Source organism: Lewinella sp. LCG006, from assembly GCF_040784935.1.
Taxonomy (GTDB): domain Bacteria; phylum Bacteroidota; class Bacteroidia; order Chitinophagales; family Saprospiraceae; genus Lewinella.
In genome coordinates this window covers 1,283,255-1,296,030 of the sequence record NZ_CP160680.1, presented here as the reverse complement: position 1 = coordinate 1,296,030, position 12,776 = coordinate 1,283,255, and the positions used below count along the sequence as shown (strand labels likewise).

Below are 12,776 nucleotides of genomic sequence, written 5' to 3'. Positions count from 1 at the left end.
GCTCCTTTTAGTTGCTTGCTTAGAAAATTTTAGCGAATCAAAAATGGAATCAGTTATTTTTGATCCGTCACTAAGCATTCTCAAACCATCCCTTATTACGATATTGCAGCCAGGAAAATAAATCCAGACCTTATGTATAGTCGTACCGTTTTTTTCTTGCTAATCAGCTTATTTGTGGATGGATTCCTTGTTGCACAAACGGCCTTACAGAAAAGTATTGACCAGTGGGCAGCAGATGATTATTTTTTACACGCCAGTGTGGGCGTTTCCGTGGTGGATGCTGCTACCGGGGAGGAATTAGCAGGGATTGGTAGTGAAAAAAGCCTTATACCTGCTTCGAATCTAAAACTCTTTACGACGGCTTCAGCACTCAAAATACTGGGGCCTGACCATCGCTTTACAACCCAGTTGGCCTATGATGGCTACATTGATGCACAAGGTGTATTGAGTGGCAACCTCTATCTCATTGGAAGTGGTGACCCTACCCTGGGCTCGCCAGAAATGGAAGGTACCCCCGGCTTGGAGGCGATCCTGGAGCGTTTTCGAATGGCGGTACAACAGGCAGGTATCCGCCAAGTTACTGGCCGTGTCATCACAGATGAACGAGCTTTTAGCTCCGCAGTGAATGGTAGTCATTGGCAATGGTTGGACATGGGGAACTACTATGGATGTGGTGCATTTGGACTGAATTTGCACGATAATTTGTACTACCTCCGTTTTCAGCAAGTGGGTCAATTAGATGCAGTGCCTCCTGTTGTAACTACCCAACCCAAGGTGCCAGGACTGCAATTTATCAATGAAATAACGAGTGCGGAACGCGGATCGGGCGACAATGCTTATATCTATGGCGCTCCTTACACTTACACACGACATCTGCGTGGCACCATTCCGGTGGGGAGTGGCTTGTTTACAATCAAGGGTGCTATTCCTGATCCGCCCTTATTTGCCGCTCAGCAGTTGCGTGATGCTTTAGAAGGAGTAGGGATTCTTTGCTTACGCCCACCAGCAACGATGCGTAGTTTAGGTACTTCTGCATCAGCCTTGGGTAATCCCAAGATTTTGTACACGCACCAAAGTCTTCCATTAAGGAAAATCGTTGACCGGACGAATATGGAGAGCGTAAATCTATACGCAGAAGCCCTATTGCGAGCCATCGGCAGCAAGGTCAAAGGGGAGGGGAGTGCAGCGGCCGGTATCGCAGCTATCCATGAATATTGGGAAGGTCGCGGGCTTGATCTTGGAGGTGTACAAATTTACGATGGTTCGGGGATGTCGCCGCGGAATGTACTGCCACCAGCGTTCTTTTGCGCTTTGCTTAGTACGATGTATCGCGACCAGGATATACAGTCGGTATTTTGGGAGAGCCTTCCTTTAGCTGGCCGTTCAGGGAGTTTGAAGAACAGCCTGAAAGGAACCGCTGCGGAGGGTAAATTGCGCGCTAAAAGTGGCTCTTTGGAGCAAGTAAGAGCCTATTCTGGTTATGTTACCAATCGCGCTGGGAAGGTGCTGGCTTTTAGTGTGCTCCTGAATAATTACGAAGGAAGTGGAGGCGACGCCCGCCGGAAGTTGTTGGATATCATGGCTCGCCTGGCGGAATAATTTCAGTAAAATGAACGAAAGAAACAAAGGTTTAATCACCGTTTTGTTGGCGGCACTGGTGTGGAGCAGTGCAGGACTATTTATTAAGTGGTTGCCGCAAGAAGCCTTTACCATTCTCTGCGTCCGGGCCATGTATACAATGCTGGTCTTTTTTGCGGTTTACCGGCTGAAGGTCTTTACTTTCAATTGGCTTACCCTGTGGAACAGCCTTTTTTATGCAGCCCTGCTCATTTGTTTTGTTTCGGCGACCAAGTTGACGACGGCGGCGAATGCCATTTTTCTGCAGTACACAGGCGTGGCTTATGTTTTGCTATTAGAGCCTTTGCTTTTCAAGCAGAAATATCAACCCATCAATATCATTACGACGGTCTTGTGCTTTTTGGGGATGAGCCTCTTTTTTATGGACGGGTTGGATGTCTCTGGAGGCTGGGGGCTCCTGATTGCTGCACTGTCGGGTGTTGCTTATGCCGGTTTTATGCTCGGGCAGCGGGCGAATCCGCACGAGTACCATGTATCGGCAGTTTTCTGGGGGAATTTTTTGGTGGTCTTGGTGGGCCTCCCCAGCTTTCTGGCTGCCGGAACATTTACGGGATCAGAACACCTGATGCTGGCCTATCTTGGCTTGATCCAGATGGGGCTCGGGTATTTATTGTTCACTTATGGTTTGAAACGAACCACCGCTACAGAAGCTAGTTTGTTGACCATGTTAGAGCCTCTGTTCAACCCTGTATGGGTAGCAATTGGTTTTGGTGAGCGTCCCAGCGCCATGGCTATTGTGGGTGGGGTGATCATTGTTGCCGCGCTTGTTCTTCGAATCTTGGTATTGAAACGGGTGAAGCGGGTAAGGAGAATTATGAAATAAACACTGTCCAAAAATATAAAACGCTCCACCCGGTTTGTTCCGAATGGAGCGTCAAGTCGCACATATTACCTTATTGTAATCTTATCATACGACCGCAAAAGCTTACTGAAATTTTCGTTTGAGTACTGCCTTCTTGGCATCACAAAGCGGACATTTAAAAAGAACATTAACAATAGACAGAATTGTTATTTTAGTTAATTATTCCTTAATATTCTAAGAGCGTTCCGATCAATTCTAGTACCTCACGCTGGGTAGAGAGGGTCTTGTCTCGGGCGTACCATTTTTGCGTATCGATCTTAGCCTGCTCTGCAATAAGTGCCCGTTCATCGGGGTTGACGGTAGCTAAGGTAGCGGCCTTTGCTTCCATTACCTGGTGTTGTAAAACTTCAGGGCGCGGGCCCCAGTGACCAAGCACTTCATTGCTTTCTTTGTCAATGACAATGGTGACAGGAATAGCTCTGGCTCCGTTCGTCAAAAAGGCATCCATAATCTCCAGATGTTCATCGCGGAGAATGAGATAGTGGTCGATAAGGGGCTGCTCGTTAGCCATTTGTTCCAATACGGGAATAATCTGTGCCGCATCACCACACCAGGCCTCGGTAATGGTCAGCCAGACTAGCGGTCGTTTTATCTTGTGTAATGCTGCAAGCGTCTCTTCAGTCAGGCGCGAACGCTTGTCCAGCCTATTCATCCGAGTAACGTTCAGTTCCGTATAATGAATCATGGCTGGGCTATGGTCGCTACCCGTGGTTAGCCCTTTGGCTAGTAATTCATTGGTCAGTTGTCTGAATTCCGCGTAAGAATAGCGGTTGGAGAGGTCTTCCCAAACAAGATGCTTCATTGGTCGCTGTAGTTGTTTAAGGATAAGAACCCGATGAAGGGGAATAAGGTTGATGGTTGTTGGATGGTTGATTGTTTGATGGTCAGCTATCCAACCATTTCAAAGTCGGCGTTGGAAGTATTTGGTCACCCAACTTTTACACCCTTACACTTTTACACCCTTACACCCTTAAACCTACTCTCTCCCCGACGCCAACCAAGCATCCTGGCGTTTTTTCACCTTGCTCTTTAATTCATTCTCCGGCAATAAGCTGACGCTGAAACTAGGGTCATAAGTAGCTGTGAAAGCCCCTAAGGTCTCTATCCCGTTTTGTACAAACTGAATCCGACAAGGTTGGCCGATTTTTATTCCTGCGACAGCTTCATCCCATGCTTTTTTGTTTTCTACCGGAAGGTCATTGAGTGCTATGATGTAGTCGCCTTCTTCTAGCCCTGCTCCATAAAGAGGGCTATTGGCAAATACGGTTCCGCCTACTTGTAGTCCCTTTTCCGTATCGCGCAGCCGTAAGCCATAAAAGCCGACACTATCGGTCTCATTGAGCTCCATTTTGACACCAAAGTCCTCTAAAAGTCCTTTTACATCAGGAAGGCCGCTGTTGTAAATATGCGTTGCAAACCAATTTTTAGCAAAATCTTTATCACCAGTTAGTTCCCCTAAAAGGTGTTCCAAGTCAGGAATATGGTAAGGAATTTCTGGTTTTCCATAACGTTCCCAGACCAGCCGCATGAAGCTACTCAGGCTGGTGTTGTGATCGCGGCGAAGCTCCAGGTCGAGGGCCAGGCCCAATACGGCTCCGTAGGAATAGTAGCTGATAAAGGTATTGTCAAAATTATCTTTGTCTATCGAAGAAGCAGCATCTACAAAAGGTGCACACTGGCTCATTCCTATCGGTCCGCGGTAACGCGTACCCGGTCTCAGCAAGACATAGTTGAGCGTTCCAGTAAGTCCCTTGACGTAATCTTCAGCGCTCAAAATGCCAGCCCGTTGCAAACTCAAGTCATCGAAATAACTGGTGAAACCTTCGGCAAACCAGAGTTCGCCAGAGAGGTTGGCCTCGTCAAAATTGAAAGGTTCCAAAGAAGCTGGCCGTATCCGCTCAACGTTCCAGCAGTGAAAAAATTCGTGAGAAATAGTTCCAATCAGGCGATCATTATAGCCTTCCAACGGGACGGAAGCACTGCAAACGGTACTGTTGCGGTGTTCCATGCCATCACCATTGACGTAAGGGTTGTAAGCACAAAGAAAGGTGTAACGGCCAAAATCAAAAGCAGGCAACTCTCCATAAATGGCCTGCTGCTCCAAGACGACTTGTTGGGTCCATTCGGCGTAAGCATCTAATAAACTATCGGGGTCAGGCGTCAGAAAAGCCATTTCGATAGTATCTGTCCTGCTGCCGCTAGCTACTGTCCAGCGCCGGAAACGAATGTCTCCCACAAAAGTGGGACTATCGTAGAAGTAGTAATAGTCTGGCGCCCGAAAACGGCGATCACCTACCCGCTGCAATTGCGTACCCACCGTCCAATCCGGTTGTTGGTCTGCCGGGATCGTTAATTCTATTGGCCGGTCAGAGAGGCCCACTCCATAAGCAAAAGTTGCGGGCATATTGAGGTGCAACTTACGGTTGTCGACCTTGGCATAGGTCCCATCGGCGCGGTTGGCGTACAGGGTGTATTTGAAAACTGCCGCCCCCTTGTGGCCTGCTACCGTCCACTCGTTCAGTCCTGTTCTACTGACAGAAAGGGCCTTGCCGTCCAATGAAAAAGCTTCAACCCCATAGACATTTTTTGCAAAATTGTGGGTCGCATATCGCCCGGGGGAAGCCGTCGGCATACGTACCACCAGTGGCTGCGGCGGCAAGGAAGGGAAGTGTACCTCCACACCCAACTCATGGTGCTGGATGTTCTCAAGGTTTAAGGAATATTGAATCGCTTGCTGGGTGTGTGCCGATAGGCCAATGCTGAGCAAAATAAGGGCACTAAGGATAAGTTTCTTCATAAGGTAAAGGTAAGTACTTCCTCGGAAAATAGAAGGGGCTTTGTTTTAGTGCGGAGTGCGAGGTGAGAAGTTTAAATACTTCCGACTTCCGATTTCCGACTTTTGCGGGTTGCGTGTTTTGAACCATATAAGGCAGCTAAGGGCATATGAGGTTTTTTTTGCGGGTTGCGATTTCCGTGCCCCTTGACCGCAAGGCCAGCTTGCTGGTAGGCAGGTTATAGTGCTTTAGTGGCAAAAAACCTCCGTGTCTCCCTTTCTCCGCGGCAAAAAAACTTCTGTGTAATTCCGTGTTTTTCGTGCCTTAGTGGCTATTTATCCCGCCTCACAAACACAATCAAGAAGCCCAATCCAACCACCAGTATCCCCGCCAAAGGCCACCAGGGCGAAGCCGAGCGCACCTTTACCGGATCGACACTGCCGATGACAATACTGGGGGCCCAGTGTACGGGTTGCCGACTGGTCGGACTACTGATTTGGTCGTCTTTAAGGTAGATCAACTTGGCTTTTTGTAAGGCCACATCCTTGGGATAACCATGACTCAGCTGCTCGTAAAAGAGCTTCATCAATCGGGAGGAGGAGTTGTCGGGGATGCTCCACAAACTGGCGACGACCGAGGGGATGCCCGCATAGTGGAATGCCCGGGCCAGGGTCATGGCTCCTTCGCCGGGTTGTAACTTGCCGTAGCCGGTATTGCAGGCACTGAGCACCGCCATCTCTCCGGTGAGTGACAGGCCATAGATTTCGGAAGCGCGCAAGAACACATCCGAAGAATCGCTGCGGGTAAAGATCAGCGCCGAATTCATCGGGAACTCCAGGTCGTAACTGCCGTGCATGGAGAGGTGCAGTAGGTTGTAGTCGCTGGCTTCCTGGAGAAACCTTTCTTTGGTAACCTGTTCGTTGAGCCAGCTATCGCCTTCGGTGATGGCTACGATATCGCGGACCTCATCGTCGGAGTAAGCCAGTTTGCCCAAATAGCGGCGGGTGGTATCCACAGTAAAGCCGCAAGGGAGGGTGAATGTGGTATCAATTTCTTCAAATTTACCGTAATCCATTTGCCGCAGGTAGTCAAGCGTATGGTCATCGTATTCCATCCCAAAGCCTACAAAACTTTTGCTGGCGGAGCGTGGGTAATACGCCTGCTCAATAAGCAGCTTGCTGGAATAGGCATAGCTAAACGCATATTTTTCGATCAGGAAGCCGTCGGCGCCGTTCATCTGAGGGATGTCTTTGTAGAGCAGTGCTTCGAAGGATAAATAGTTGAGCAGCCCATCGGGGATGATCACCAACCTGTTTTTCTGGTCACCGAGTTGCGCCAGTGGTTTTGCCAATAGCAGATGGTAGAAATAGCGCCCCAGCCGGAGGTAGGTCTGCTCACAATCCTTTTCGATGCCATTGGTGAGCAGTTCCCGGAACAGCTCCACCGAATCAGTGAGCCCAGCGGGCGTAGCTTTGGCGAAGACCTTGAAGTTTTTGCCATCCATGAGGAAGGTGTAAATGCTGTCTTGACCCACAAAATATTCGAGCATGGCCTGGTCCTTGTGCAGTTGTTTTTGTACATCGGCCACCAGAGGAGGTTGATCTGCGCTGTATTTGAGCTGGTAGTAGGCCGGATAGTCTTTTTCGAGTTGCTGGATAAACTGAAAGTAGGCCTGTTCCTTTTCAAAGACCACACTTTGCAAGCTATCAATAGGCTTATCGTTTTGGTAAGCATCATAGAGGAAGCCCTCCTGTTCGGAGAGCGCATCGCGGAGTTCTTTTTCCCTTTCCTGCACCGATAGCGGTAGTTTGGCGAAAGTCATGGCGCGATCACTTTGCAAGCTTTCGAGCAAGAGGATGGCCTTGTTGCGGGCATTGAGGGCGTAGGCTTGTTCAAGGTACTGCTGCTTGCCAGTTCGGGCATACAATTGTCGATTGAGCTGGATGCCCAACTCATAAACCGGCATCACCTGCTGGATGAGGTAAAATTTCGAAAGCGACGACTGATAGCTCCGCCGGCTCTGCGTCACCAGTCGATTGAGCAGGGCCACATCCTGGAGCGCGCCTTTGGGGTCTCCTCTGCTGGCGAGCACGCGCGCGCGAAAACCAATGATCTCAATCACCCGCTTAAACGGCCCAACAATACTGATGTTCTCATCGGCCCCAGTGGTTTTCAACTCCGGAGCCACCACCTGCATGGCCTTCTCCAAAAAGGCCAGACTGCTATCGTATTTCCCCAGCGCATGCTCCAACTTCCCTTTTTTGAAGTAGATTTCCGCGAAGCGCGGCAGGCGGCCGGTGCTGTCTACTTCCAGTAGCAGGCGCAATGCCTCCGAGTAGTGATATTCAGCCTGGTCGTATGCTTTCTTTTGGAGGTAGAGTTGGAGGAGGTTGGCGTGGGAGTTGGAGAGGAAGGCTTTGTTGTTGTTTGAGTTAAGTGATAGGATATTTGTTAAATGAAAACTATGTTTTTTTAATAAGAGAGGTTCTGCTAATTGAGTTTCACCTAATGCTAAATATGCTAACGCTAAATTGCCATTAATGGCTTGATTTGGTGAGTGGTTTGGAGTGTTAATATAGCTTAAGTACAGAGATTTAGCATCAGTATACTTGGCCTGATCCATATATATTAATCCTAAACTGGATTTAGTATAATCCTCTATTAATGGGAATAAAAATTCATTTCCTAGTATTGAATTACATAAAATTTCAGATGTTGTAAGGTCTCCTATTTTTCTGTTAATTCTCATTAATTCATAGTTCCAGCTAATCCAGATAGAGTCTTTTTTTTCTAAATTTTTGATTGTGCTAAGGAAATTGATTGCATCTTCTATCGTGTTTTTTGCTTGAGTAGATCTGCCAATAATAGATTGAATGACACCCTTGTTATAATGAGAGTTTACGGTAACGATATGACTTTTGCCATATGCCCGTTCATAAAAGTAAATTGCAGTGTCAGTATAACTTAGGGATAGATCATAATTGTCATAACCATAGAAAGTAGCAATACTTTTTCGCTGATATAACCGTGCAATTGTAGAATCAGCGCAGCCATATTCTTTACACAGCGAAAATGCCTTCTCTAAAAAGGGAAAGCTACCAATATTGTTAATCTTCTCGGCATTATCGGCCAAATCATGGACTAAAGAGTCGGCAGACTGCCCTCGTAATTGCTTAAATGAGATCAATGAGCAGACGAAGAGTAGGAAAAGATTATTTTTTAATGCAAATATCCTATAAGTGAGATTTATATTTTTAAACATTTGATTACGAGATGTTTGGGTGGTTTGTTTCTTTGTTTTTTTTGTGCTTGTTGCCTCAGAAAGAAAAAAACAAGAAAAAAAATGTCACGTTTTGCCCTTTTTGAGCTTATATAGAGGACAGATTATTCAATCAACAAGATAAGAACAAAGATGAAAACAGTTGTAAGTACTTTTTTAGCATTATTTTTCACGGTAGCCTTGTTCGCCCAAAACTTTGTCGCGGATGAGTTTATCGTAGAGTATGTGGGAGGAACGACCCATACCCAGCAGCAGGCGGTGCGCGATCTTTTTGGCATTACCACTACCACCAACATCGGTGATGGAATTGAACTTTGGGAAGGAATTCAATTTCCTATCACCGTTACTGAAAGTGGAGAAACGACTATTATTAATGATGTGGAAGCGCTGTTGTATTACATCAATATCCAAGAAGGTGAAGAGGGACAAAACACTAACACTTCTGCCAGCATCAACAACGGCAACCTCAACCTCCTCCTCCAACTAGAGCAAGATGGAGCCTTCAATGAGGATGGTACTTTTGATCCTTTGCCTTATTGTGATGAGGAGGCGAATTCTAGATTGTTTAGCCCCGTACCTGAAAGAGTTGATCCCTCCGGAGCTGTTAGAATTATTATTATTGATCAGCTTGTCTTTGGGCCTGGTATAGGGATTATTCAATTAGCATCTGGACCAGAAAATCTGGGGGGAACTCATGGACAAAAAGTTTATTCAGTAATTGATAATATACTTTCACAAACTGAGTTGGAGAATGTTGAGTATACTAGTGCTCCAGTTTTTAACAGTGATGGGACAGCTACAGTTGCAACTCTTATTGAGATAATAAATTACATAATGGATAATATTAATTCTGGTCTATGGAGTTCAGGGGATATGATTATTTTGAATTTCAGTGCGAATATTGTTTTTCCAAGCAATGTTGACATTGACGAAATAGCTTATATTTTGTCAGCAACTTGGGGTAGACTTCTTAATAATTCAACCGGTGCAAATAATATTATGCTTGTTAGTAGTGTGGGTAATCAAGGATTGATTTCAGGTAATGTTTTTCCAGGAACCATGCCCTATGCTAATGAGATTTCAGTGGCTGGTACGCAAAACTGTTTTGCGCTACCTTGGGATAATACAAATCAAGATCAATATATTTTTGAAATTGCAGCTGAATCCGAGAATGTCCTTACTACCGACGGGGTAAATTACTTTCTCTCTAATGGCACTTCCTTTGCTGCTCCACTAGTCACTGCTGCACTCGCTCAGATTTTCTATTATTATAACAACTTCGGAGTACATCCAGGAGCAGACGTTTTAAAAAATACATTATTGAGTCTTGCTCAAGAGACACCTGCATTAATGGGAACAGTACAAAATGGGAGGGTATTAGATATTAGTGATTTCAATCCTGGTGAGGTGGAAAATCCGGGAAATAGAAAATTAAATCATTCATCTACCCCCACCCCCACCCCCCTCACCCTAACCCCCACTCCCAACCCCTTCACCACCACCGCCCTGGTCACCATCCAGCTGCCGGAGGTAGATGAAGTGACCATCAGCATGTACAATATGGTGGGACAGCTGGTACATCAGGAGGTGATCTCCAACCAGCAGGAGATGACGGAGTTGGAGTGGCCAACGCCTCGTAGGCTTGCCCGCGGCACCTACCTGTTGCGTGTACAATCTGGTGAAGCGGTAGCGCAGACAATGGTGGTAAAGCAGTAAAAAAGGTATTGGGTACGAGGTACTTGGTACTGGGATAAATCTCCTGCCGTACTTGTTCTCCGCTTTGAAGGCGTATGCACCAGGGAGGCGGAGAGAGAAGCAAGAGGTACCCCAAAACGAAGAAAATCGGCTCTTTCCCCAAAATAGACAAAAAGAATTACTCAGTTTTTCATAAGTAAGCGGTCCGGCTACCCTGTAATGGGGTAGCCGGTTTTAATTGTGCAAATAGAATGTTAAGCAAAACCCTTAAGTACTTTGCGCCGTTAAAAAACGATTATTTTAGGCGGCCTCGAAATCATCCTTTGCCAATGAAACACCTGTTCTTCTGTATAGGCTTCGCCTGCTTGCTTGCCGCTTGCCGACCAACGATCTCTCCGCTTGGGACTGCTGCCGACTATCTTCCGCCTACCGAGTTGCTCCGCAAGGGGGTAGTCAACAAATATTATCTCCATTATAATAGCGCTGATGGGTACAACAAATCTACCGACATCCGCTACCATCTCTATCGTCTGGCAGCGGATGATCGTCTGGAAATTACCACCTACGATGCGGGCTTTCAACCGCTCGATCGCAGGCTGACTTTTTTTCAAGATCATCAACAAATTGTTGAGCAACAGGAACAATATTGGCAAGGCGATACGTTTCCTGCCACCATAATTTCTCCCGTACTGCTCAACTGGCAGGGGGACACCGCTCGCTTGGAAACCCAAACCACTTTCAACCAAGAAACGGAAGAAAAGTTTCTCTTGCGACAAACGCATCGTATCGACAGTTTACTCGACAACCAACCCGCTAAAATATTTTACAAAGAACGCGAACAACACTATCACTACCCCGAGCGTGAAGACCGCAGATTTCAAGCCCAAATCCGCGATACCTACCTCAAAGGCATGGGGCTCTATGCCCGGGAAATGCACGTTGAGAAAGAGGGAATAGTAAGGATGGAACTGGTGGAGCAAATGCCCCATAAAACCTTCCTGAAACGGCGTGCCGCCGCTCCCAAGCGCGTAGGCTACATCAACCCTGCTAATACTATGGACAATGGTACGGCCTTTAATATATGCCACCCCGAAGAACGAATCCACGACTATTACAACAGCTATCCCGATGCGGGCTACCGCCTCGGAAAACGTGGCCTGGAGGCCGTCTTCCAAGAGCAACTTGATACCACACTTAGCATCGGCGTCTCTGGCTACCTCACTTATCGTTTCGTGATCAACTGTGAAGGCCAAGCCGGACGATTCATTACCGAAGAGGCCGACCTCGACTTCAGAAGAATAGAATTTCCACAGCCTCTGGTTCAGCACTGTTTCAATATCCTGCAAGGGCTCACCGATTGGGAAGCCGGTGTACTCGGCAACGAACCCGTCGACACCTACGCCTATCTCACCCTAAAATTTCGCGATGGTGTGCTCCTGGAAATTTTACCTTAATCCCTGTTCGGCGTTGGCTTCGCCTACGTCACTGCATATACAAAATGCTGTTTTGCTTTTGCGAAATCACAAATCTGGGCAAATTCACGAATTTGCCCAGACAAATCTCTAATATGGTTCAAAGAAAACATCTCCTCCTGTTGCCGCTTCTGTTGTTGGTTTTATTCACCTCTTGCGGCCAGCAAAGGCATCATTGGTACCGTAAATCCTTCTCACCTGAAGAAAAAACAGCACTGGCTAGAACCCTCGTTGATGGTATTAGCAACTACTATCAAGGTTCTCCAGCCTGCCAACTGATCCTCGAAGAAGCGCGCACGCTAGACCCCAATAATGCATTGGTCTACCGCGAGATCGGCGTACCCTACCTCAAGCGCGGTATCGCCTCGGCCTTTCCCCATTACTATGGCAAAGCTGCCGACCTCGATCCTCTCGGCTGGACCGGCTGGCGCGGCTATCTTTACCTCTATTTCTATCACGACTACGAGCGTGCCCTCACCGACTTCAACCGCCTCGACACCATCACTCCCGGGGTGGTCGATTACCCCCAATCTGTCAGCGTCGACTTTATGCGGGGCATCTGTTACTTGCAGTTGGGGCAGTACCCTTCTGCCATCAGCTATTTCGATCAGCATATCAAGTACGAGACGGGTGTCACCGGTTTCAAATACATCGCTCCCGAGACTTTTCTCTTCCGCGGCATTGCCTACCTTAAGATGGGCGACCCTGCCACCGCTATCCAATCCTTCGAAACCGGCCTCACGCTCGAAGATTACAATGCCGACCTCCTTTACTGGCTCGCCAAAACCCACGCACAAGAAGGTCACACTGCCCAAGCTCGCCGCTATCTAGCCCAAGCCCGACAAGCTTTTGCCAAAAATGACTATAACCGCCGCCCCTACGTAGAAGAATTTTACCAGCTCTACGAAACAGATCTGACCGCTCTGGCCTCGGTTTTGAACTAGTGCTTTGGGCACTAAGTTCTGCACAGCCTGCCTGATGTGCCGCTGGTAGACCTTGATCCCGTGGATCGGTCGCTCCAGCGGAACACATTTGGGTGATGCTAGAAGAAACAA

The 12,776-nt window shown here is 47.4% G+C and carries 8 protein-coding genes; 5 read left to right on the top strand and 3 right to left on the bottom strand.

Annotated elements, in window-relative coordinates:
- Positions 1-132: 132 nt before the first annotated feature.
- Together dacB and AB0L18_RS04500 are read left to right on the top strand one after the other, a co-directional pair.
- Positions 133-1,599, top strand: coding sequence for a D-alanyl-D-alanine carboxypeptidase/D-alanyl-D-alanine-endopeptidase (gene dacB / locus AB0L18_RS04505; protein ID WP_367391388.1), 1,467 nt, complete (start codon positions 133-135; stop codon positions 1,597-1,599).
- Positions 1,600-1,609: 10 nt separating this feature from the next.
- Entirely contained in the window at positions 1,610-2,461 is an 852-nt protein-coding gene (locus AB0L18_RS04500; RefSeq protein ID WP_367391387.1) for a DMT family transporter, read from the top strand.
- Between the two features lie 205 nt (positions 2,462-2,666).
- Here AB0L18_RS04500 and AB0L18_RS04495 read toward each other — a convergent pair whose 3' ends face one another.
- The 3 genes from AB0L18_RS04495 to AB0L18_RS04485 form a co-directional block, all read right to left on the bottom strand.
- Positions 2,667-3,302 (bottom strand): thioredoxin family protein, encoded by a 636-nt coding sequence (locus AB0L18_RS04495; protein ID WP_367391386.1) that lies wholly within the window; start codon positions 3,300-3,302, stop codon positions 2,667-2,669.
- A 174-nt stretch (positions 3,303-3,476) separates the two neighbouring features.
- Positions 3,477-5,297: a M61 family metallopeptidase gene (locus tag AB0L18_RS04490; RefSeq protein WP_367391385.1), complete on the bottom strand. Its 1,821-nt coding sequence runs from the start codon at positions 5,295-5,297 to the stop codon at positions 3,477-3,479.
- A 308-nt stretch (positions 5,298-5,605) separates the two neighbouring features.
- On the bottom strand, positions 5,606-7,897 hold the full coding sequence (locus AB0L18_RS04485; RefSeq protein ID WP_367391384.1) for a CHAT domain-containing protein: 2,292 nt from the start codon (positions 7,895-7,897) through the stop codon (positions 5,606-5,608).
- 789 nt (positions 7,898-8,686) lie between these two features.
- Here AB0L18_RS04485 and AB0L18_RS04480 point away from each other — a divergent pair.
- From AB0L18_RS04480 to AB0L18_RS04470, 3 genes are all read left to right on the top strand, one after another.
- Positions 8,687-10,270, top strand: a complete 1,584-nt coding sequence (locus AB0L18_RS04480; protein WP_367391383.1) for a T9SS type A sorting domain-containing protein — start codon at positions 8,687-8,689, stop codon at positions 10,268-10,270.
- A 308-nt stretch (positions 10,271-10,578) separates the two neighbouring features.
- On the top strand, positions 10,579-11,703 hold the full coding sequence (locus AB0L18_RS04475) for a hypothetical protein (protein WP_367391382.1): 1,125 nt from the start codon (positions 10,579-10,581) through the stop codon (positions 11,701-11,703).
- A gap of 113 nt (positions 11,704-11,816) precedes the next feature.
- Positions 11,817-12,665 carry a tetratricopeptide repeat protein gene (locus tag AB0L18_RS04470; RefSeq protein WP_367391381.1) on the top strand — a complete coding sequence of 283 codons (849 nt, stop codon included), beginning with the start codon at positions 11,817-11,819 and terminating at the stop codon, positions 12,663-12,665.
- Positions 12,666-12,776: the final 111 nt, after the last annotated feature.